Below are 19,753 nucleotides of genomic sequence, written 5' to 3'. Positions count from 1 at the left end.
GAACCGTTGCAGGTGTTCGGACAAGTGCCGCCACAGGTTCCGAGCGGGTTCATTGCACAAGGCCCTGCGGCAATACGATGCGCGCCGACAGACCACCGCTCTCGCGGTTGCGCAGTTCGAGTTCGGCGCCGGTTCGGTCCAGCGCCCGCTCGACGATGCTGAGACCAAGGCCGCTGCCGACCGATGTCTTGAAGCGGCCGCGGAAGAAGCGCTCGGTCACGTGCGGCATTTCCTCGTCGGGAATGCCGGGGCCCGTGTCGTTGATCGCGATGACGAGGCGGCCGGCCTCCTTCTCGCCGGTGCAGGATACCGCTGCGCCTGATGGCGAATGGTTGATGGCGTTTTCCAGAAGGTTGCGTGCCGCCAATCGGAAGAGGTCCGGATCCATGCCGATCTTTATATCGAAAAGCGGTGCGTCGATGGCGACGTTGACCCGGTGATGGCCACCGAGTTCGGTCCGCAGACCCGACAATATATCGCCGACATTGAAGGTTCCTGCCGGTTTGGTGCTTTCGGTGGCTTCGACGGAGGCGATGTCCAGCAATTGCCGCACGAGTTTTCCGGTTCGGTCGACCCCGGCGACGATCTGGCCGAGGGCCTTTTCGCGGATCTCGCCGTCGTCGCTGGCGAGCGCCACCTGTGCTTGCGTCTTGAGGCCGGCAAGCGGCGTGCGCAGTTCGTGCGCGGCAAAGGCGATGAAGTTCTGTTCGCGCTCGCGGGCACCGGCAACGCGGGCGAAGAGGCCGTTCAGCGACTTCAGAACCGGGCTGATCTCGCGCGTCGTGCCCACATCTTCGATTGCGTGCAGATCGGAGGCCTCCCGCGCGGCGAGATCGCCCGCGAGTTTCCGCAGCGGTGCCAGCCCGCGCCCGACGCTGAGCCAGATCAGCACCGCGAGTAGGGGAATGATCAGCAGGGCGGGCAGCAGCAGCCCCTTGACGAGATCGTTGACCAGCCGGTCGCGGATGCGCAGGTTGTCGCCGACAAGGACGCGCACGCCGAGGCTGGCATTCTCCACCGCGAAGACGCGCCAGGTTTCGCCATTGATGACGGTTTCCGAAAAACCCGTCGCGTGCGGTGCCAACGTGGTTTCCGGCGCGCTGTCCGACTTGCCGATCAGGGTGCCGTCGAGCGACCAGATCTGACAGGAGAGTTGGCGGTCGTAATGAGGGTGCTCGAGCAGGGGAATCTTGATGGCGCTCTGCGCTAGACGGTTGGCATCAGTGTCGCCTTCTTCCTTCATGATGTCGGGGCTGACGATCAGTGAATTCACCATCCGCGCGGCTTCCATCAACCGTGCATCGAGCACGCGCTCGACCTCGGCGCGCGTGCTGAGGAAGATCCAGATCGTGGCCGAGAGCCACAGCAACCCTGTCGTGAGCAAGAGGATGGCGAAGAGGCGGGTACGCAGCGACCGCATCAGCCGGCCCCACCCAGCCGGTAGCCGATGCCCCTCACGGTTTCGATCAGCCCCGGCCCGAGCTTGTTGCGCAGGTGGTGGATGTGAACTTCGACGGCGTTGCTTTCGATCTCCTCTTGCCAGCCATAAAGCCTGTCTTCGAGCTTGGTCTTCGAGAAGATGACGCCGGGGTACGACATCAGCGTGTGCAGGATCGAATATTCGCGACGTGAAAGCTGCACCGGCTTGCCGGCCTGTTCCACCGATTGTCGGGCGGGATCGAGCCGCAAGCCAGCCCACTCCAGCGCAGCGGTCGCGCGGCCAGTGGACCGCCGCGCCAGCGCCCTCAGCCTTGCGGCGACCTCGTCGAGGTCGAAGGGTTTGCCGAGATAGTCATCTGCGCCGGTATCGAGGCCGGCCACGCGATCGCGAACCGTATCGCGGGCTGTGAGCAGGAGAACGGGGGTGTCGTTCTGACTCGAGCGCAAGTCCTTCAGGACATCCAAGCCCGAACCATCGGGCAGCATGAGGTCGAGCACGATCGCATCGAAGCAGTTGGCGGCGAGCGCCGTCGTCGCCGCGTCGCAGGTGCCGACGGCATCGGTGGTGAAGCCCGCCAGCGCCAGGCCGACCTTCAGGCCGTCTCTGAGGATATCGTCGTCTTCGACGATCAGGACTCGCATTGTTATTCCTCACATTTCCGAGAGCGGAACTCTTGGCCCACTCCCTTAAGGCAGCCTTAAGGTAGGACTTCCCTCTGAAGCGGCATTGCAACAATCGAATCGTTGAATGCCCGATATGACCGAACCAAACGAGCCCTCTTCACCCACGGCCGATCACAAGACCGGCATCACGCTCACCCGCCGCAGCCTTTTCGTCGGTGCGACTTCGCTGTTCGTCACCGGCTGCGCGACCGCGCGTCCGGCGCCGACGATGATGCCGGCAGCGGTATCACCCGTCCGCGCCGTGGCCGGGTCGCCCGTGCCGCCGATGTATTATGCGATGCCGGATGAGCAGTTTCCTATCCCCGAGGTCAAGATCGCAGAGGTCGATCCGAAGTTCTGGCGGCAGGAAGTAGATTACCCGAGCGGCGAACGGCCCGGCACGCTGATCGTCGATACGCCGGCGAAATACCTCTATCACGTGCTGCCCGGTGGGCGGGCGATGCGCTACGGCATCGGCGTCGGCCGAGAGGGTTTTGCCTGGTCCGGCCGGGCGATCGTTGCCTACAAGCGCAAATGGCCGCGCTGGACACCGCCGGACGAGATGGTTGCGCGCCAGCCGAAGCTCGCTCCCTACAGCATCGCCAATGGCGGCATGCCGCCGGGCCTCAAGAACCCGCTCGGGGCGCGAGCGCTGTACATTCACAAGGACGGCAAGGACACGCTCTACCGCATTCACGGCAGTCCAGAGGCATTTTCGATCGGCAAGGCGGTCTCGTCCGGCTGCATTCGCCTGCTCAACCAGGATGTCGTCTACCTCCATGATCAGGTCCGCGACGGCAGCACCATCGTCGTCATTCCGGATCCGACCAAGGGCGACATGGCGATCGGTTAGGCGAGCGCAGGCGGCGAGCGCGGGAATTCTGCAACACTTCGAAAACGAGTACCGCCTCGCGCAAGCGATCCACGCCAAAGAAAGATTTTCACCACATTTCGGTCACGGTTCGGCCCAACAGCCTTGGGCCTCCCCTCGGACCTCCCAACCGAAATCTCCAACCCTGGAATAGAATAAAGTGTCGATGAATTTGTCCCGCCGCTCGCTGCTCGCGGTGATCGCCAGCTCTGTTTTGAGCGCTTGTACGCAGATCCCCAAACCAGAACCGAAGCCGAAGCTGATCGAGCCGATCACGGGCGACGGCGGCTCTCCGGAAAAGGCGGCCGATGCAGCGGGCGTGCCGACGAAGACCTTCGATTATGCAAAGGTCTACGCGCCGGTGAAGGATGAAGGCTACGACGTTCCGGGCATCCAGTACACGGAGATCAAGCCGCAGTTCCTGCGCCAGGAAGTGGCCTATGCCACCAACGAGCCGCCCTATTCGATCGTCGTCGATACCCAGACGATGTTCCTCTACTACGTGCTGCCGGGCGGCCGCGCGATCCGCTACGGCGTGGGTCTCGGTGCGGCGGGTCGCGCCTGGAAGGGACGCGCCGTGGTGCATTGGAAGCGCAAATGGCCACGCTGGACGGTGCCGGACGACATGGTCGCGCGCCAGCCGCACCTCAAGAAATACGGCATCGATGCCGGCGGCATGGATCCGGGTCTCGACAATCCGCTCGGCGCGCGCGCCATGTACATCTTCCAGGACGGTCAGGACACGCTCTACCGCATCCACGGCTCGCCGCAGTGGCGCTCGATCGGCAAGAACGCATCGGCTGGCTGCGTGCGCATGCTGCAGCAGGACGCGATCGATCTCTATGATCGCGTTCGGGGCAAGACGCCGCTGCTCGTTCTGTGACGTGCCGCGCTTCGGCGTGATCTTCTAGCGTTGCCGGGACGGATTGCTTCAGAGCGGCTGAGGTAACGGCAGTCCGTCCGGGCCCATTTGCATATAGTTTGGTGACTGCGGCAACGGCTGCGAGTCCGGAAGTGGCTGTGCTCCCGGCACCGGCTGCGACTCCACCATGCCGCCGCCCGAAAGGTCGGCGACGACGATCGGCGTGCCGTTCGGCACGCGGTTGTAGAGATCGACGACATCCTGGTTGATCATGCGCACGCAACCGGATGATACGGACTTGCCGATCGTCCACCATTCCGGCGAGCCGTGGATGCGATAGAGCGTGTCCTCGCCGTTCTGGAAGATATACATGGCGCGGGCGCCGAGCGGGTTCTTGAGGCCCGGATCCATGCCGCCCGCCTCGATGCTGAATTGCTGCAGCTCGGGCTGGCGCGCCACCATCTCGTTCGGCGGCTTCCAGCGCGGCCACTCGCGCTTGTACTGGATGACGCCGCGGCCTGCCCAGGCGAAACCGGCGCGCCCGAGACCGACGCCGTATCGCATCGCCTGGCCGCCTTCATAAACCCGGTAGAGAAAATGGCTGCCGACATCGACAACCAGCGTTCCCGGCTTTTCGCCGGTCGGGTCGGCGACCATCTGGCGATAGAAGCGCGGATCGATCTTTTCGTAGGGGATGGCCGGCAGCGGATAGGTTTCGTTCGGCTTCTCGCCATACATCTCGGCAAGGAACGTGTTCGCCTCGGGGACCGGTTCGGGCGCATAGGAGCGCGTCACCGTTGGGCGTGTCGAGGCGCAGCCGGGTAGACCGACGGCCGCGAGCCCCGCGGAGAGTTGCAGGAAGGTGCGGCGGCGGATCTCTCTTTCAGGCATGGAACCCTCGATCGTCCTCTTGTTCGCTCCTGGCGATGCAACCGACCTATTAGGTCAATTTTGCGTCGCCAGCCGACGAACGATCAGAGGCCGGCGTAGGGATCCGCCAGCGCCGCTTCGGGTCGGCTAATAGGATACTTAGTTCCCGAGATCTTGGCGGCCAGCTTTTCTGCGCCGTTTTTCTCAAGAAGCGCCCGGAAGCTCGGATGCATGCCGCCGTCGACATAGGCGTTGAGCGGCACCGGCGTCTGGTTTGCCATCAGATCGGCGAGTTTTGTGTCTTCCGACTGCAGCTTCGCAACAAGCCCGGCGTCGGGTGTTGCCGTCGCCGCCGGGCAGGCGGCGAGCGGATCGGACGGCTCGCCATCGGCGAACTCGGTGTTGAAGACATAGCGGCGACCGCAGGCCGAAACCTTCGGCTGACGCTTCGTCGCCTCGAAGATGTCGTAGCCCTGCTTGATGTTCTTCCAGAAGTCGAAGTTCGGGTCGCCGCGGTGCTTGGCCATGTTTTCGGCCGTCATGCGGAAGGGATAGGCCTGCACTTGGAAGGTACCCTGGCCACCGGCAAGCGCCCGCTGGACGACGGAATAGATTTCGCCGACGCCCTGGTCGGTCAGGGCGTAGCAGCCGGACGACGAGCAGGCGCCGTGCACCATCAGCGCTTCACCGGTGTAGCCGAGGGCCGATTCCAACCCGTTCGGATAGCCGAGATTGAAGGACAGGAAGTACTGCGACTTCGGGTTCAGCATGCCGGCGGAGATATGGTAGAAGCCTTCCGGCGCCTGGCGGTCACCCACCTTCGTCTTCGGGCCGAGCTTTCCGGACCAGCGACACATCGGGTAGCTCTTCAGCAGTGCGTATTGGCCTCGGCTGTTCTGTTTCCAGATCTCGAGTTCGCTTTCCTGCTTGAAGATGCGCACCAGCACCGGGCTTTCCGGCTTGCTGCCGTTCTTCGCCATGGCAGCGATCAGCTTGGCCGGGATCGGCGGCGGTTCGCGCACGTCGTCGGCATCGAGCGCCATGCAGCCGGAAAGCGCAATCGCCATCGCGCCGATCACCAACGCATGCCGCATCCAACGCACTTGCGTAAAGAACTTGCCAGCATAGGGCGTTTCGGAAGAGGTGCTCTGTATCGTCTCGCGCCGCATGCGGGCTCCTGGCTATGCTGCCGCCGCCAAGAGTCTTGTGCTCGGCGCGGTTGCCGACGGCTCGCGTTCGACGCAGGGCGGATCGGCTTCAAGTTCAGCGATTAAGCGGTGGCAGCCCTGGCGGCAAGCCTTTGTCCTGGGCGCTGGCGATCAACAATACTTGAACGCGCGACGCCATATCTGCCCGCTGATTGGGTCGATGTTGAGACAAGATGGTGAATTTTTTCTCAACGAAGGCGCCCAGATCGCGCGGACGCTTCAATCCCGTGGTTCGCTGCCGGGTGCGTAGACGGTCTTCTGCTTGAAGGCAAAGACGTTGCCGCAGCGGCAGCGGACCATGTGCTTGGCAGGATCGGGCGAGGTGCGCTCGGTCGAGAAACCCTTGGGCATCACGTCGATGATGAAGCCGCGGTTGCCGCCCTTGGCGCTGTCGTTTTCCGACGCTTCGGCAAAGCCGGCGGCTCCGCACTTGGCGCATTCCAGCTTTCTCGAATACCGATCCCGCGATGCCATGTTCAATCACACTCGATAGCGCTGCCGTGTCCGGAGGAGGCGACGGCGCTGGGTTTGCCCGAAACACCGAACTATAGGAGGCGGCTCGGCGTTTCAAGTTTGCCGGTGACGGCTTGCCGGCTGTGCGCCCTAGCGATAACCGGTTGCGTCGGCCGGCTTGTTTGCCTCCATCACCTCGCGCATGTAGCGCCAGCAATCGGGCCGAGAGCCGTCGAGATCGGTGAAGCCGTAGACCTGAGCCAGTCCACCGCTCGACAGCGACTGGCCGTTCCAGCGGGCCTTTTCCGCATCCGCCGCGAGTGCTGCGATGGCGCGGCCGACGAAGCGCGGTGTTTCCGAGATGACGAAATGCGGTTGGTTTTTCGTCGCGTCCTGCCAGTTGTTTTCGCCGACCTCGAAATGTTCGAGCATCATCTCCGAGCGCATCCAGCCAGGTGTGATCGAAACCGAGGTCGCACCATGCGGCGCCAGGTCCTTGGCGTGCGCCCAGGCCATGCGGTTCGCTGAAACCTTGGCAAGGTCGTAGAAGGGCGACAAGCGATAGTTCTCTGCATTGTATTCGGCAGTGCCGTCGGTGACCTCGACCAGCAGGCCGCCCGGCCTTTCGATCATCAGCGGCAGGGCGTAGTGGGCGGTAATCAGGTGGGTGTCGACGCCAAGGTGCAGCAACTTCAAGCCATTTTCGAGATTGTGTTCCCAGACGGGCTTGTTCCATTCGAACAGCAATTCGCCGCCCCAGACGTCGTTGACCAGGATGTCGAGCCGTCCCTGTTCGTTGCGGATGCGGTCGACAAGCGCCTTGACCTGCGCCGGCTGCAGGTGATCGACCTGAACGGCAACGCCCTTGCCGCCGAGGCTGGTGACGATCTCGGCGGTTTCCTCGATCGTTTCGGGACGCCTGTAGTCGGACTGCTGTTGCCGCGTCGTACGACCGGTCACGTAGACGGTGGCGCCGGCGGCGCCAAGTTCGGTCGCGATGCCGCGCCCACCGCCGCGCGTCGCGCCGGCAACCAGTGCGACTTTTCCTTCGAGCGTCATGATTTTTCTCCTTCAAGGCCAATTGCTGTCTGGCCGTTCCGTCGATGTGATGATATATAAATGATTGTTCGGTTATAAATGAGAGTCAAGATGCCACGCCCTAAAACGATGCCAGACGAAGAGGTGCTGTCGGCAGCGTTCGCGCTGATGCGATCGCATGGTCCTGATGGATTGACCTTTGCGGCACTCGCCGCTGCCACCGGCCTTTCCGGTGCCGCCCTGGTGCAGCGCTTCGAAAACAAGACGCAATTGATCCAGCGGGCACTCATCCAGGCATGGGACGGCCTCGACCGCCAGACGGCGGAACTGATGGCAGCGGTGCCGCGAACGCCCGAGGGTGCCGTCGCGCTGCTCGTTGGCCTCTCGGGCGACTATGGCGGCATCGACAGCTATGCCGACGACCTCCGGATACTCCGGGAAGATCTGCGCGATCCCGTGTTGCGGGTCCGTGGCGCCAGGTGGCGAGATGTGCTCTCGGCCGTACTCGACGAATGCCTCGCCGGTCTTCCTGCAGCAGCCCCCGGGCTGGGGCTTTTGATGGCGTCGCAATGGCAGGGATCGCTGCTGTGGTGGAGTTTCGATCCGCGGGTGCCGATCACTGATTTCGTCGAGCAAAGCCTTGCGCGCTTCGTTGAAGCCTTCGCAAGGCGCCCGGCGGACTGAAGTCAGCGCCGGCGCACCGCGGTCACCCACCTGTCAAATCGCCGTGAGATGGCCGTGCAATGGATGACGGCGGCGCCAGGCCGTCTTAGATGCTGACCCATGACCAGATTTGTCGCTGCTCCTTTCCTGCGGCTCGCCGCACCCGCACTCGTCCTCTCGACGCTTTTCGTCTTGCCGGCCGCTGCCCAGGCGCCGGCGCCGGTTTCGGCCTTGCTGGAAGAACTGGCTAAGCGGCCGGAACTCGAGCCGTTGAAGACCGTGATCGTTGCCCGCGACGGCAAGATCCTCACCGAGCGCGGCTATCGCGGCAACCGCGTGACGGACTCGACCAACATCAAGTCCGCATCGAAATCGATCATCTCGGCGCTGGTCGGCATTGCCATCGACAAGGGGTTGCTCGAAGGGCCGGACCAGAAGATCGCGCAGATCCTCAAGGCCGACCTGCCGGCTTCGCCAGACCCGCGCATCAATGACATCACCATCGGCAATCTCCTGTCGATGCAGGCCGGGCTCGGCCGGCTGTCGGGGCCGAACTACGGGCGATGGGTCGCCAGCCGAAACTGGGTGCGCACAGCACTTGCCCAGCCCTTCGATGATGCTCCGGGCGGACAGATGCTCTATTCCACCGCCTCGACCCATCTGCTTTCTGCGATCCTGACGAAGATCAGCGGCAAGTCGACCCTCGCCCTGGCGCGCGATTGGCTGGCGCCGCTCGACGGTTTCCGCATCGGGGCCTGGGATCGTGACCCGCAAGGCATCTATCTCGGCGGTAACCAGATGGCGATGAGCCCCCGCTCCCTGCTTGCCTTCGGCGAGCTTTACCGCAATGGCGGTCGTACCGTTTCAGGCCAGCAGTTGCTGTCGGCCGAATGGATCGCAGCGTCCTGGCAACACCGCACCAATTCGCGCTTCTCCGGCGACGAGTATGGCTATGGCTGGTTCGAGCGCCAGATCGCTGGCGAAGAGGTGCACTTCGCCTGGGGTTATGGCGGTCAGATGCTCTACATCGTGCCGAGCCTTGATCTGACTGTGGTGATGACCTCAGCCGAGAGCGGACCGTCAGCCCGAAATGGCTACCGCGACGCGCTGCATCTGGTGCTCGGCGAGATCATCACAAGGGTGAAGGCCGATCCGGAGACGGATGGTTGAGGGCGCGCCGCTCGTGCCTGTCACTGCCGATCAGCGAACAACCAACAGCGGCTCCACGATATCGAGCAGGCATTCGATCGCGGATGCATTCTTCAAATCGTCCGGCGATGCCTCGAATTCGGCAAGCTTGATACCGGCGATCTGCTGTTTCGGGATGCCTTCGAAAATGGCGCGCAAGCTCTGCGGGAGCAGGCCGTCGCCGATGGCATAGGCGGCCGGTACATGGTTCGGCTCGAGCACGTCCCAGTCCACGTGGATCCAGACCGGCGCATCGCCGATCAGCGGCAGAATGGCTTCCGGCGTCGCTTGGGCAGGCGGAATGGTGTGGACGCCGGCCCGTTGCAGCAGATCCGCCTCCGCGGGATCGGTGTCGCGCGCGCCGATGATGACGACCTGAGCGGGGTTCAGTCCGCTGCCGTGTCCGCTGTCCCAAAGACCGCATGCGGCGGCGAGCACCATGCCGCCGAGATAACCGCTTTCGGTGGTTTGCGGCGTGTTGAAGTCGCCATGCGCGTCGATCCAGAGCAAGATCGCATCGGCATGTTCCCGGGCAACGACCGGCAACGTCGCCAGACCTGCGGAACAGGTATTGGCGACGACAAGCGGCCTGTTGCCGCGCCGCATTGTTTCTTCCAGCGCTTGTTGTAGGCCGGCCAATGTCTCCCTCGCCTCAGGCAGGCTCGCCGACCAATCGTCTTGCCTCGCCGGCGACGGCCTGCCGACGGCGGTCGGTTTCAGTCCGAGGCGCTTGCTCAGCGCTTCCGCCGTGAGCGCGGCCCCTGGTATCGCGCCCGTCGTTCTGTCGGCGATCCGCCCCTGGGAAACGATGAGTTCGTAGGACACGGTCGTACTCCTTGCATTTGCGACGTCGTTTCACGCAGGCTCGCCGTCATCAACCGGCTAAGCGTGCCCTTTCGGGTGTTTTCGAAGGGTGGGATTGTCTTGAAAAGACGGTCCGCAGAATCGATATATCTAAAAGGATATATCGATTCTGCGGAGTGATCGCAATTTCATCAGGGCGAACGTTCGTGGTATTGCTGCGTGTACATGGCGTTCGCTTGTGCCCATGGCGGATTGCCTCGCGGGCGCGCCTGCATGGTGCCGAGATCTGGAAGGTGAGAAATGTTTGCCGCAACGACAATCGAAACGGGCGACAAGTCCGAATTCTACAGCGAACTGGCGAGCCAGCTCGGCGGGCTCTTGCACGGCGAGCGCGACTTCATCGCCAACGCGGCCAATCTCTCAGCCCTTGTCTTTGATCTCGTGCCGGACCTGAACTGGGCCGGCTTCTACTTCCTGCGGCCGAACGACGAACTGGTACTTGGGCCGTTTCAAGGCAAAGTTGCCTGTGTGCGCATACCGGTTGGCAAAGGAGTATGCGGCGCTGCCGCGGCGCAACGGCAGACGATGCTGGTTCCAGACGTTCATGCGTTTCCGGGGCACATCGCCTGCGATGCGGCGTCCCGCTCGGAACTGGTCGTGCCGCTGATCAAGGACGGAAAGGTTTTCGGAGTGCTGGATCTCGACAGCCCGACCCCCGGCCGTTTTGATGCCGAGGACCAGGCCGGTTTCGAGGCGCTCGCCGCAATCTATGTCGCGGCCAGCGATTTCAGTTAAACCTGGGGCCGTCAGTCCCCGAAACCTTCGATGACGATCTTACCCTTGGCAGCACCCGTTTCGATGCGCCGATGCGCCTCGCGCAGGTTCGCGGCGTTGATCGGCGTCAACACCTCGGCAAGCGTCGTCTTCAGCCGCCCGGCGTCGATCTCGTCGGCGACGAAGGACAGGAGCCGGTGCTGCTCGATCATATCCGGTGTCTGATGCATCGGGCGGGCAAACATGAACTCCCAATGCAGACTTGCCGCCTTGGTCTTCATGCCGGCCATTGGCATCGGCACGTCGGTGTTGTCGATCGAGACGATGCCGCCTTGCGGCCGGATGAGCTCGACCGCAGCGTCCCAATGGCGCATGTCGTTGAAGATCGCGATATGGTCGACATGGGTGAAGCCGAGCGCCCGAACCTGCGCGACCAGCTGCTCGCGATGGCTGACGACGTGGTCGGCGCCGAGCTCCTTGACCCAGGCGATGGTTTCCGGCCGCGAGGCGGTGGCGATCACGGTAAGTCCGGCGCGCTTGGCCAGCTGAATGCCGATCGAGCCGACGCCGCCAGCGCCGCCGACGATCAGGATCGATTGGCCGCGATCGGTACCGTCCCGGTCGATGCGGAGCCGATCGAAGAAGGCTTCGTAGGCCGTGATGGTCGTCAGCGGCAGTGCTGCGGCTTCCGCAAAGCTCAGCGACTTCGGCTTGCGCCCGACGATGCGCTCGTCGACAAGCTGGTATTGCTGGTTGGAGCCCGATCGCGTCAGGTCGCCGGCGTAGTAGACGCGGTCGCCGGGCTGAAACAGCGTCACATCCGGGCCGACCGCTTCGACGATTCCGCTCGCATCCCAGCCAAGCACGCGCGGCGGTTCCTCGATCTTGTCCTTGGGCGCGCGCATCTTCACGTCCACCGGATTGACGGCGGCGGCGTGGACCGCAACCAGAATGTCGTGCCCCTTGGGCTCCGGCTTCGGCAGCTCGACATCGAGGAAGCACTGCGGGTCGGAAACCGGGAGATAGCGGGTGAGGGCGACGGCTTTCATGGTTTGCTCCTGTGGCGGGTAAACGGTCTGCTGTTACGTAACGCTCTCGGCCCGTAGCGGTTGGCGACGATGGCGGGCCCAGAATAGGCGGCGTCCGTCTTGCGAGGGAAGGCTTCGGGCGTCCTAAGTCAGTTGATGAGCGCGCCGCCTTCGATATCGATGACGGAACCGGTGACGGAGGGATTGTCGATGGCGAAAAGGTAGCCGAGGGCGATGTCCTGCGGCTCGGCGTAGCGGCCGGCCGGCAGCGTTGCGGCGGCGCGATCGAGCATCGCCCCACGCGCGTCGCCGGTCATGCCTGCATAGGCTTCCGTATTGGTCAGACCGGGGCTGACGACGTTGACGCGCAGCGGTGCCAACTCTCTGGCGAGCATCTTTGCCGATGCTTCGAGCGCGGCGTTCATCGCCGTCTTGACGAAGGTTCCCGGGACGGTTCGGCGGGCGAGAAAGCCCGAGGTGAAGGTGATCGTGCCGCCGGGTCGGATGGTTTTGGCCGACTCGCGGGCAAGCAGGATCGAGCCCCAGAACTTGACGTCGAAGGCTGCCTTGGCTGCTTCGAGGTCGATGTCGGTGATCTTGCCGCCGGGAGCCGACGAGCCGGCCGTCACGATCAGATGATCGATCGGCCCCAACCGCTGGAAATAGGCAGTGACCGCCGCGGCATCGGCGATGTCGAGGCCAGTGGCGCGGCTGGCGCTCTCCACCCGGCCCGGCCGTTCGGCAAGGGCCTTGGCGACGGCAGCGCCGATGCCGCTGGTGCCGCCGATGACGACGGAGACGGTATTGTCAGTGAAGGTCATGATCATTCTCCAGGGGCAATGCGGGAACGGCTTCGGAAAAGACGGCTTCGAGCAAGGGCCCACCGGGCGCACGCAGGAACAGTCGACGCTCGCCGATATCGGGAAGGTCCATCGTCGAATAGGGAATGGCGAACCCGTCGAGCCTGGTGCGAAACGCCGCGTAGCCTTGGAGCCGGAAACCGACATGATCGATCGCCTCGGCAGCAAGGTCGAAGCCCGCGCCGCGGCTGCCGATAATGTGCACGATCGGCTGGCCATCGGCGTAGAGCCAGCAACCGGGGATGCGTCGGATCGCCGAGGGACGTTCACCGACGGTCAGATCAAAGACCGTCTCGAAGAACGCACGCGTTGCGTGGATATCGGCAGTGCGGATGGTGACATGGTCGAGTTGCATGGCGCGTCTCCTTTCGAGAGGAAACTTAGCTCTTGCGGCATGTCCGGATAATTGACTTAAATCCGAAATTATATTTCGGAGAAAACGAAAGATGCTGCTCGACAATCTGGCCCTGTTCCTGCTGATCGTCGAAAAGGGCGGGCTTTCCGCCGCAGGGCGCGAAAAGGGATTGTCGCCCGCCTCCGTGTCCGAGCGGCTGGCGGCGCTGGAGGCCCATTACGGCGCGGCACTTCTGAAACGGACGACGCGGGCGATCAGCCTGACGGAGGAGGGGCGCCTGCTGGCGGATGGTGCCCGCCGGCTGCTGGCGGAGGCGGACGAACTGGAGAGCGGCATCCGTTCGGGCACGCGCACGATCTCCGGCCCGATCCGGCTGAGCGCGCCGGAGGATATGGGGCGGCGCTATATCGTGCCGATCCTCGACCGCTTTCTCGCCGAGCACCCCGACGTGACGGTCGATCTCAACCTCACCGACGGTTACCTTGACCTGGTCGGCCAGGGCATGGATTTTGCGATCCGCCACGGCGTGCTTGCCGACAGCACGCTGCGGTCGCGTCCGCTCGGGGAGAACCGGCGCGTGGTGTGCGCGGCGCCGGCCTATCTCGAAGCCATGGGGAGACCGGAGCACCCCGACGATCTCTCCCGTCACGACTGCATCATCATGCGCTTCGGCGCCAATCTCGACCGCGAATGGGCCTTTCAGGTCGACGGCAAGCCACACAAGGTCATGGTGCGCGGCCGGCGCGTCGCCAATGATGGCGGGCTGGTGGCGGAGTGGTGCCGCGCCGGCCACGGCATCGCCTTGAAATCGGTATGGGACATCGCCGAAGACCTTGCCTCCGGTGCGCTGGTCGAACTGCTCAAGGACTTTACGGTCGGCGAGACCGGGCTGCAGATCGTCTATCCGCCGCTGAGCGTGCAGCCACGTCGGGTGCGGCTGTTGATCGAGCGCATCGCGTCGGATCTGAGCTCAATTGAAAGCGTCCTGACAGGGACGAAGCGAAGCTGAGGGCGGCACCGCCCTCCATCCCCGACCCATGGCTTGCTGCAGACCCGGAAGCTTGCAGCCCCCTCAGCGTACAGTTTCCGACGCCGATCGGTTGCGGAACTGCCGACGATAACTTGCCGGCGAAATCGAGAACGCCCGTGTGAAATGCTGGCGGAGCGAGACGGTGGAGCCGAAGCCGGCCATGTCGGCGATGTGATCGACGGAACAGGTGCCGGTTTCGAGCAGGCGCTGCGCCACAGCGAGGCGCTGCGCCAGCAGCCATTGGGTAAAGGTCGTTCCGGTCTTCTTGCGGAAATGACGGGTGAAGCTGCGCAGGCTCATGCCAGCGTGATCGGCGAGCCGATCGAGCGACAGCGGCTCGTCGAGATGTTCGATTGCCCAGGCGATTGTTGCTCCGAGCGGGTCGCCGCTGCCGGGGGCGGGGAGCGGCGCTTCGATATATTGCGCCTGATCGCCGTGGCGATGGGGCGCTACGACCAGCCGGCGGGCGATGCGGTTGGCGATCTCGGCGCCGTGGTCGTTGCGCACGATGTGCAGGCAGCAGTCGATCGCCGCCGCCGTTCCAGCTGACGTCAGGATGTTGCCCTCGTCGAGATAGAGCGCGTTCCGGTTCAGCGCGACCTGAGGGTAGGCACGCTCGAATTCATCGGCCCAGGCCCAGTGCGTCGAGGCTGCCCGCCCGTCGAGCAGGCCGGCTTCGGCGAGCACGAAGGTGCCGAGACAGAGGCCGACGAGCCGGGCGCCACGGCCGTGGGCGGCGCGCAGGGCCTCAAGCAGCCTTTCCGACGGACGGGTGCCCGGATCGTTCCAGGCCGGCACGATGATCGTATCCGCCTCCGCAAGGCTCGCGAGATCGCGCTCCACCTCGATGCTGAAGCCGGACATGGTGCGGATGGAGCCGGTCTTCTCTCCGGCAATCAGTAGGCGGTAACGCGGCGCGCCGAGCTTCAGGAGGTCGTCGCCGAAGACGATGCAGGGCACCGAGAGGTGAAACGGGCTGATACCCTCAAAGGCGACGATGGCGATGGTGTGCATGTCCTGGCCGATACTCATTCACTCAATTTGGCCGGAACCTATCATATATTGTCATTCAGGCCACTTTCGTGACGGCGTCGGATTGGTGATTTTCGCGGATATCGAACGCGAAAGGAACCTCCCATGACACAACACCCGACCATCCGGACGATCGCCGGCGCCCCTGTACCCGAAAGCCTCGATCCCAAGACGACGGCGCTTTTGGTGATCGATTTCCAGAACGAATATTTTGCCGGACGCATGCTGATCCCGGACGGGGAGAAGGCGCTCGCCAATGCCAAGCGGCTGATTGCGCGCGCCGATGTCGAGGGCATGAAGGTCTATCATATCCAGCATGTCACGCCGGCCGGAAGCCCTGTCTTCGCCGAGGATAGCGAGACCGCTGCGTTTCACCGGGACATTCAGCCGGCCGCCGATCACTCGGTGGTGCGCAAATCGTCGGTCAGTGTCTTTGCCAGTACGGATCTCGCTGCGCAGCTGAAGCAGGAAGGCGTCGATACGCTCGTCATGTCAGGGCTGATGACCCATGCCTGTGTTGCCGGTGCGGCGCGCGATGCCGTGCCGCTCGGCTTCAACGTCATCGTCGCTTCGGACGCCTGCGCCACGCGCGACCTCGACACGGGTGATGGCGGCGTCGTTCCGCATGCGGTGCTGCATCGTTCGTCGCTGGCGACGATCGACGACACCTTCGGCGACATCCTGACGACCGACGAGGTTCTCGCGCTGGCGCGCCGGTCCTGATTGTCGGGCGCCTGTCTGGGCGGACTTTTCCGAAAGGTCGTGATCCGGCAGAACTGCCGGTCGAAGTCTGTTAGGCCGAGCCGCGCAGCATGATCTCGGCACTCAAGAGAATGCGCTCGTCCTCGGGGAAGGCGCCGCCATCGTCGGCGGTCTCCCCGAGCTTGAACAGCAAGAGTTCGATCGCCAGCCGGCCGATCTCGTTGTAGTTCTGCGCCACAGTCGTCAGCGGCGGGCAGGTATAGCGCGACAGCGGATGGTCGTCATGGCCGGCAACCCTGATATCGGCGTCGGCATCACGCCCGACCTTGAGGCCTGACTGGAAGGCGGCGGCGATGACGCCGAAGGCGACGCGGTCGTTGGCGCAAAGCACCGTCTGCGTTGGAAAACCGCCGGCGCCGAGGATGCGCAGAGTCTCGTCGAAGCCGAATTTTTCGAAATCCCAAGCGGCATTCGGCGTAGTCTCGACCAGCGCCGGCTCCATCTTCAATTGCTGCATCGCTTCCAGATAGGCGTCGCGCCGGGCGATGGCGTTGTTGTTGACCGGCGGCATGCCGAAGTAGCAGGGCGGGCTGCCGGAGCGGCAGAGGTAGTCGACCATCAGCCGGAAGCTCTGGCGGTTGTCGGTGCCGACGAAGGAGGAACTGTCGTCGAGCGGCGAGTCGACATAGATCAGCGGAATACTGTCGCCGAGCGTCGTCAGCGTCCTGTGGTGCGATTGCACGCCGAGCGGGGCAATGATGGCACCGGCGACGTTCATCGACTTGAAGGTCTCGATCGCCCGTTCCTCCATCTCCGGCCGCCCGTCGGAGGAAAGCACGAAGGCCAGGAAACCCGCCTGGTTGGCGATGTGCTCGATCCGGCGCGTCAGCGCCATGTAGAACGGGTCGGTCGAGTTCGGCACGATGACGCCGAGGATATTGGTGCGGCGACGGTTGAGGTTGACGGCGAAGATGTTCGGGCGAAAGCCTGACTGCTTGATCGCCGCCTCGATCGCATCGCGGGTTTTCTTGCGGACCGAGCCCGGATCATTGAAGTATTTGGAGACCGTCGGGCGCGACAGGCCGACGAACTCCGAAAAATCCTCCATGGTCTTGATCTGTCTGTCCACGGTCGCCGTACCCCATATTGTTTTGATTTCGTTTATAGGTTCATTTCGAGGGGATAGGCAGTACCGGCCGGCAAATATTCACCGAATGCATGGCCGCTTCTCTCAAGAGCGGGATGCGGGTGGAAAACCGCATACACTTTTCCGCATGCCGCCTACGCTCGGCAGGCCATGAAATAATCCTCAAGAACCCTGTCGACTGCAGCAAGAGCCAGCGGTTTTGCTTTAGCGGCGACTTCGCCATCGCGAACGCGCTCGTAACTGCCGGGGAGATACTGGCTGATCAGCGTTTCCGGTATGGTGACGCCGTCGAGCAGTGCGAGAAGTTCTTCGACGGCCGCCGCGACCTTCGGGTGCGGCCAGTAATAGCGAATGCGGTCGCTATAGGAGAAATGCCGCTGCAGCCGCTGAGCTTCCGCCGAGCCGTGGTAATACTTGCCCCAGTTCGCCGGCTCCTCGCGCATCACTGCCTCGGTGACCGATGCCAGCGTCTGCTTGCGGGCGTCAGGAAAGAGGAAGGCGGCAATCTGGTCGAGGCCGTAAAGCGCTTCGCGCAAAGCGAAGGTCAGGCCCGGGCCGACCTTGAGAATGGCAAACCCGTCGGAGACGAGAGCACGTAGCGCCTCCGGCGTCTGGTAGTCGGTCGAATGCGCCTCGAAGACGACGCCGTCGAGTTGTTTCAGGCTGGCGCTGAGCTTTGCCGCTTTCGCCCTGTCATAGGCGATGACGTTCTCGTTGCCGAACTCGACACCCGGCTGGACCACCGCGCCGACGACGCGCCCGAAGGCGTCGGCAGCACCAGCCTTTTCGAAGGCCTGACGATGTACAGATACGGTCTCGATCGCAGCCTCGGGTGCGGTGACCTCCAGCGTGTCGAGCTCTTCCAGCGCACCGCCCGGAACCGGCACTTCGGTGCCGATGATATATACGGGGGCGACGCCATTCTCTCCGCGAATGGCGGATTCTGCGGCCGCTGCGAGGCGCGCTGCGCGCTCCGCCGTCACGGCATCGGGCAGAGCTACGGGCTCGCTGGCGCAGCCCATGCTGGTGTCCAGATGTAGCTTGGTGAAGCCGGCCTTCGCATAGGCCTTGATCATCGTCTCGGCCTTGGCCATAGCCTCATCCGCCGGCAGGTGCTTCCACGGGTTCGGGCCGAGATGGTCGCCACCGAGGATGATCTTTTCCTTGGGGAAGGCGACGCGATCGGCGATCTCCGCGACGAAGCGGGTGAAATCAGCGGGCGTCATGCCGGTATAGCCGCCGTCCTGGTTCACCTGGTTGCAGGTCGCCTCGATCAGCAGAGCGGCATCTTCGTTGCGGGCGCGCAGCATGGCGGCTTCGATTACCAGCGGGTGGGCCGAGCAGACGGAGGGAATACCGCGCGGGCCGGGGCGTTCGGACCAGCGGGCGATGTCGATCAGAAGATTCTGTTGCATGGCGGTCAGCCCTTTTTCGCGGTGATGAAGGTTTCGAGATCGGCGCGCGTCGAGGCGCCTTCCATCGGGCCGGAAATCAAGACGGCGCGCGCGCCCGAGGCATTGGCGAATTCCAGCGCTTCAGCCGGCTTCGCCCCGTTCAGCCAGAAGGTGACGAAGGTCGCGCCGAAGCAGTCGCCAGCGCCGGTGGGATCGATTTCCTCGACCGCAAAGCCGGGGTGCGAAAGCGTCGTTTCGCGATCGAAGTAGCTGGCGCCCTCGGCACCGCGCTTGACGACGACGACCTTGATGCCAGTCGCGAGCAGTTCCGAAACCGCCTCGACCTCGGTCTTCGCCTCGGTAAAGAGGAAGAGCTCCGCGCCACTCGGCAGGAAGACGTCGGTCTTGGCGAGCACCGTGCGGAGCGCCTCGCGCATGCCGGGGCTGTCGAGGATTTCGGGGCGAAGGTTCGGGTCGAAGGAGACCGTGCCGCCCGTCGATTTGATGATCTCGATCGCCGCGATGATGCTCTCGACGACGCTCGGGGCGTAGAGCGACGAGCCCATCACATGCAGGTGGCTGCAGGTTCCGACCAGCGCGCGGGTTGCCTCATCGAGCCTGATCGTACCGCAGGCGCTGTGGCGGATGTTGAAGACGAAGGCACGGCTGCCGTCGGCGCGATAGCGCACGAAGGCGCTGCCGGTGGTGCCGAGCGGATCGACTGATATACCCGAGATATCGACGCCGTCTGCTTTCAACCGATCGAGGTTGACGTGGCCGAAATCGTCGTTGCCGACGCGCGAGATCATGGCCGCTGCCTGGCCAAGCTTGCCCACCTGGTCGATGAAGATCGCCGGCGCGCCCGAGGGGTAAGGGCCGATCAAAGGGGTCGCCTGGCGAAAGCCATCGCCCTTTTCGGTGGCGATGATCTCCACGAGGATTTCGCCGATCGTCAGTATCTTGTGCATGGGGTTGTTTCTCTTCGGAAAGATCAGCGCTTTGCCTGCTTGGCGCGCACGTCGAGCCAAACGGCGATCAGGATCACCAGGCCCTTGACGATGAGCTGGTAGAAGTAGGGGACCGACAGCATGTTCATGCCGTTGTTCATGACGCCGATGATGAGCGCGCCGATCAGCGTGCCGACCATGGTGCCGACGCCGCCGGCAAGCGAGGTGCCGCCGAGTACGGCCGCGGCGATCGCGTCGAGCTCGTAGCTCATGCCGGCATTGGTCTGGGCGGAGAACAGGCGGGAGGACAAAAGCACGCCGCTGATTGCCGCCTTGACGCCGGTGATCATGAAGTTGGTGATCTTCAGTCGATCCACCTTGATGCCGGACTAGAGGGCAGCCTCGCGGTTGCCGCCGGTGAGAT

At 63.7% G+C, this 19,753-nt stretch carries 21 protein-coding genes and 1 pseudogene; 7 read left to right on the top strand and 15 right to left on the bottom strand.

Going from position 1 to position 19,753, the window contains the following annotated elements; genetic code table 11:
• Positions 1 to 49: 49 nt before the first annotated feature.
• Together I8N66_RS21990 and I8N66_RS21985 are read right to left on the bottom strand one after the other, a co-directional pair.
• On the bottom strand, positions 50 to 1,420 hold the full coding sequence (locus I8N66_RS21990; RefSeq protein ID WP_291157605.1) for an ATP-binding protein: 1,371 nt from the start codon (positions 1,418 to 1,420) through the stop codon (positions 50 to 52).
• On the bottom strand, positions 1,420 to 2,082 hold the full coding sequence (locus I8N66_RS21985; protein ID WP_113538346.1) for a response regulator transcription factor: 663 nt from the start codon (positions 2,080 to 2,082) through the stop codon (positions 1,420 to 1,422). Before I8N66_RS21985 ends, I8N66_RS21990 begins: the two co-directional genes overlap by 1 nt.
• Positions 2,083 to 2,197: 115 nt before the next feature.
• Here I8N66_RS21985 and I8N66_RS21980 point away from each other — a divergent pair, with 115 nt between their 5' ends.
• Complete coding sequence (locus I8N66_RS21980; protein ID WP_291157602.1) at positions 2,198 to 2,956, top strand: L,D-transpeptidase; 759 nt, start codon at positions 2,198 to 2,200, stop codon at positions 2,954 to 2,956.
• 184 nt (positions 2,957 to 3,140) lie between these two features.
• The gene (locus I8N66_RS21975; protein WP_113538347.1) at positions 3,141 to 3,857 is read left to right on the top strand and encodes a L,D-transpeptidase; all 717 of its coding nucleotides are present in this window, start codon (positions 3,141 to 3,143) and stop codon (positions 3,855 to 3,857) included.
• 48 nt (positions 3,858 to 3,905) lie between these two features.
• Here I8N66_RS21975 and I8N66_RS21970 read toward each other — a convergent pair whose 3' ends face one another.
• The 4 genes from I8N66_RS21970 to I8N66_RS21955 all read right to left on the bottom strand — a co-directional run bounded on the left by I8N66_RS21970 (position 3,906) and on the right by I8N66_RS21955 (position 7,426).
• On the bottom strand, positions 3,906 to 4,727 hold the full coding sequence (locus tag I8N66_RS21970) for a L,D-transpeptidase (RefSeq protein WP_291157598.1): 822 nt from the start codon (positions 4,725 to 4,727) through the stop codon (positions 3,906 to 3,908).
• An 83-nt stretch (positions 4,728 to 4,810) separates the two neighbouring features.
• Positions 4,811 to 5,800, bottom strand: coding sequence for a murein L,D-transpeptidase family protein (locus I8N66_RS21965; protein ID WP_291157627.1), 990 nt, complete (start codon positions 5,798 to 5,800; stop codon positions 4,811 to 4,813).
• 333 nt (positions 5,801 to 6,133) lie between these two features.
• On the bottom strand, positions 6,134 to 6,388 hold the full coding sequence (locus I8N66_RS21960; protein ID WP_113538348.1) for a hypothetical protein: 255 nt from the start codon (positions 6,386 to 6,388) through the stop codon (positions 6,134 to 6,136).
• Between the two features lie 129 nt (positions 6,389 to 6,517).
• Positions 6,518 to 7,426, bottom strand: a complete 909-nt coding sequence (locus I8N66_RS21955) for an SDR family oxidoreductase (protein ID WP_291157595.1) — start codon at positions 7,424 to 7,426, stop codon at positions 6,518 to 6,520.
• 90 nt (positions 7,427 to 7,516) lie between these two features.
• Between I8N66_RS21955 and I8N66_RS21950 the strand changes: the two genes are divergently transcribed.
• Complete coding sequence (locus I8N66_RS21950; RefSeq protein ID WP_291157592.1) at positions 7,517 to 8,089, top strand: TetR family transcriptional regulator; 573 nt, start codon at positions 7,517 to 7,519, stop codon at positions 8,087 to 8,089.
• Between the two features lie 99 nt (positions 8,090 to 8,188).
• The gene (locus I8N66_RS21945) at positions 8,189 to 9,238 is read left to right on the top strand and encodes a serine hydrolase (RefSeq protein ID WP_291157589.1); all 1,050 of its coding nucleotides are present in this window, start codon (positions 8,189 to 8,191) and stop codon (positions 9,236 to 9,238) included.
• Between the two features lie 30 nt (positions 9,239 to 9,268).
• Here the strand turns inward: I8N66_RS21945 and I8N66_RS21940 are convergent, their stop codons facing one another.
• A complete protein-coding gene (locus tag I8N66_RS21940) occupies positions 9,269 to 10,081 on the bottom strand; it encodes an arginase family protein (protein WP_291157586.1) in 813 nt (270 codons plus the stop codon).
• Between the two features lie 279 nt (positions 10,082 to 10,360).
• On the opposite strand from I8N66_RS21940, the gene I8N66_RS21935 reads away from it, so the two are divergent.
• The gene (locus tag I8N66_RS21935; protein WP_291157583.1) at positions 10,361 to 10,855 is read left to right on the top strand and encodes a GAF domain-containing protein; all 495 of its coding nucleotides are present in this window, start codon (positions 10,361 to 10,363) and stop codon (positions 10,853 to 10,855) included.
• 11 nt (positions 10,856 to 10,866) lie between these two features.
• Here I8N66_RS21935 and I8N66_RS21930 read toward each other — a convergent pair whose 3' ends face one another.
• The 3 genes from I8N66_RS21930 to I8N66_RS21920 form a co-directional block, all read right to left on the bottom strand.
• On the bottom strand, positions 10,867 to 11,883 hold the full coding sequence (locus I8N66_RS21930) for a zinc-binding alcohol dehydrogenase family protein (RefSeq protein WP_291157580.1): 1,017 nt from the start codon (positions 11,881 to 11,883) through the stop codon (positions 10,867 to 10,869).
• Positions 11,884 to 12,011: 128 nt separating this feature from the next.
• Positions 12,012 to 12,683, bottom strand: coding sequence for an SDR family oxidoreductase (locus I8N66_RS21925; RefSeq protein ID WP_291157577.1), 672 nt, complete (start codon positions 12,681 to 12,683; stop codon positions 12,012 to 12,014).
• On the bottom strand, positions 12,670 to 13,077 hold the full coding sequence (locus I8N66_RS21920) for a glyoxalase (protein ID WP_291157575.1): 408 nt from the start codon (positions 13,075 to 13,077) through the stop codon (positions 12,670 to 12,672). The genes I8N66_RS21925 and I8N66_RS21920 overlap by 14 nt, the downstream gene beginning before the upstream one ends.
• A 91-nt stretch (positions 13,078 to 13,168) precedes the next feature.
• On the opposite strand from I8N66_RS21920, the gene I8N66_RS21915 reads away from it, so the two are divergent.
• Positions 13,169 to 14,086 carry a LysR substrate-binding domain-containing protein gene (locus I8N66_RS21915; RefSeq protein ID WP_291157573.1) on the top strand — a complete coding sequence of 306 codons (918 nt, stop codon included), beginning with the start codon at positions 13,169 to 13,171 and terminating at the stop codon, positions 14,084 to 14,086.
• A gap of 63 nt (positions 14,087 to 14,149) precedes the next feature.
• Here the strand turns inward: I8N66_RS21915 and I8N66_RS21910 are convergent, their stop codons facing one another.
• Positions 14,150 to 15,139, bottom strand: a complete 990-nt coding sequence (locus I8N66_RS21910; RefSeq protein ID WP_291157571.1) for a helix-turn-helix domain-containing protein — start codon at positions 15,137 to 15,139, stop codon at positions 14,150 to 14,152.
• Between the two features lie 105 nt (positions 15,140 to 15,244).
• Here I8N66_RS21910 and I8N66_RS21905 point away from each other — a divergent pair, with 105 nt between their 5' ends.
• Positions 15,245 to 15,862, top strand: coding sequence for an isochorismatase family protein (locus I8N66_RS21905; protein WP_291157569.1), 618 nt, complete (start codon positions 15,245 to 15,247; stop codon positions 15,860 to 15,862).
• A 70-nt stretch (positions 15,863 to 15,932) separates the two neighbouring features.
• Here the strand turns inward: I8N66_RS21905 and I8N66_RS21900 are convergent, their stop codons facing one another.
• From I8N66_RS21900 to I8N66_RS21885, 4 genes and pseudogenes are all read right to left on the bottom strand, one after another.
• On the bottom strand, positions 15,933 to 16,949 hold the full coding sequence (locus I8N66_RS21900) for a LacI family DNA-binding transcriptional regulator (RefSeq protein ID WP_162768793.1): 1,017 nt from the start codon (positions 16,947 to 16,949) through the stop codon (positions 15,933 to 15,935).
• A 173-nt stretch (positions 16,950 to 17,122) separates the two neighbouring features.
• Complete coding sequence (locus tag I8N66_RS21895; protein WP_291157567.1) at positions 17,123 to 18,403, bottom strand: D-tagatose-bisphosphate aldolase, class II, non-catalytic subunit; 1,281 nt, start codon at positions 18,401 to 18,403, stop codon at positions 17,123 to 17,125.
• A gap of 5 nt (positions 18,404 to 18,408) precedes the next feature.
• Positions 18,409 to 19,350 (bottom strand): sugar kinase, encoded by a 942-nt coding sequence (locus tag I8N66_RS21890; RefSeq protein WP_291157564.1) that lies wholly within the window; start codon positions 19,348 to 19,350, stop codon positions 18,409 to 18,411.
• Positions 19,351 to 19,373: 23 nt separating this feature from the next.
• A pseudogene (locus I8N66_RS21885) lies at positions 19,374 to 19,753 on the bottom strand (ribose ABC transporter permease); the annotation flags it as partial.

The organism is Ensifer sp. SSB1 (genome assembly GCF_016652895.1).
Classification (GTDB): Bacteria; Pseudomonadota; Alphaproteobacteria; order Rhizobiales; family Rhizobiaceae; genus Ensifer.
Note: the sequence above shows the minus strand (reverse complement) of the source record. Positions and strands in the feature narration are given on the sequence as shown.

Bases quoted from the DNA above. Each gene is read 5' to 3' on its own strand.
- I8N66_RS21975 (WP_113538347.1), top strand. From the start codon at position 3,141: ATGAATTTGTCCCGCCGCTCGCTGCTCGCGGTGATCGCCAGCTCTGTT.
- I8N66_RS21960 (WP_113538348.1), bottom strand. From the start codon at position 6,388: ATGGCATCGCGGGATCGGTATTCGAGAAAGCTGGAATGCGCCAAGTGC.
- I8N66_RS21965 (WP_291157627.1), bottom strand. From the start codon at position 5,800: ATGCGGCATGCGTTGGTGATCGGCGCGATGGCGATTGCGCTTTCCGGC.
- I8N66_RS21895 (WP_291157567.1), bottom strand. From the start codon at position 18,403: ATGCAACAGAATCTTCTGATCGACATCGCCCGCTGGTCCGAACGCCCC.
- I8N66_RS21950 (WP_291157592.1), top strand. From the start codon at position 7,517: ATGCCACGCCCTAAAACGATGCCAGACGAAGAGGTGCTGTCGGCAGCG.
- I8N66_RS21910 (WP_291157571.1), bottom strand. From the start codon at position 15,139: ATGAGTATCGGCCAGGACATGCACACCATCGCCATCGTCGCCTTTGAG.
- I8N66_RS21945 (WP_291157589.1), top strand. From the start codon at position 8,189: ATGACCAGATTTGTCGCTGCTCCTTTCCTGCGGCTCGCCGCACCCGCA.
- I8N66_RS21890 (WP_291157564.1), bottom strand. From the start codon at position 19,350: ATGCACAAGATACTGACGATCGGCGAAATCCTCGTGGAGATCATCGCC.
- I8N66_RS21900 (WP_162768793.1), bottom strand. From the start codon at position 16,949: ATGGAGGATTTTTCGGAGTTCGTCGGCCTGTCGCGCCCGACGGTCTCC.
- I8N66_RS21970 (WP_291157598.1), bottom strand. From the start codon at position 4,727: ATGCCTGAAAGAGAGATCCGCCGCCGCACCTTCCTGCAACTCTCCGCG.
- I8N66_RS21915 (WP_291157573.1), top strand. From the start codon at position 13,169: ATGCTGCTCGACAATCTGGCCCTGTTCCTGCTGATCGTCGAAAAGGGC.
- I8N66_RS21980 (WP_291157602.1), top strand. From the start codon at position 2,198: ATGACCGAACCAAACGAGCCCTCTTCACCCACGGCCGATCACAAGACC.
- I8N66_RS21925 (WP_291157577.1), bottom strand. From the start codon at position 12,683: ATGACCTTCACTGACAATACCGTCTCCGTCGTCATCGGCGGCACCAGC.
- I8N66_RS21935 (WP_291157583.1), top strand. From the start codon at position 10,361: ATGTTTGCCGCAACGACAATCGAAACGGGCGACAAGTCCGAATTCTAC.
- I8N66_RS21955 (WP_291157595.1), bottom strand. From the start codon at position 7,426: ATGACGCTCGAAGGAAAAGTCGCACTGGTTGCCGGCGCGACGCGCGGC.
- I8N66_RS21920 (WP_291157575.1), bottom strand. From the start codon at position 13,077: ATGCAACTCGACCATGTCACCATCCGCACTGCCGATATCCACGCAACG.
- I8N66_RS21930 (WP_291157580.1), bottom strand. From the start codon at position 11,883: ATGAAAGCCGTCGCCCTCACCCGCTATCTCCCGGTTTCCGACCCGCAG.
- I8N66_RS21905 (WP_291157569.1), top strand. From the start codon at position 15,245: ATGACACAACACCCGACCATCCGGACGATCGCCGGCGCCCCTGTACCC.
- I8N66_RS21985 (WP_113538346.1), bottom strand. From the start codon at position 2,082: ATGCGAGTCCTGATCGTCGAAGACGACGATATCCTCAGAGACGGCCTG.
- I8N66_RS21990 (WP_291157605.1), bottom strand. From the start codon at position 1,420: ATGCGGTCGCTGCGTACCCGCCTCTTCGCCATCCTCTTGCTCACGACA.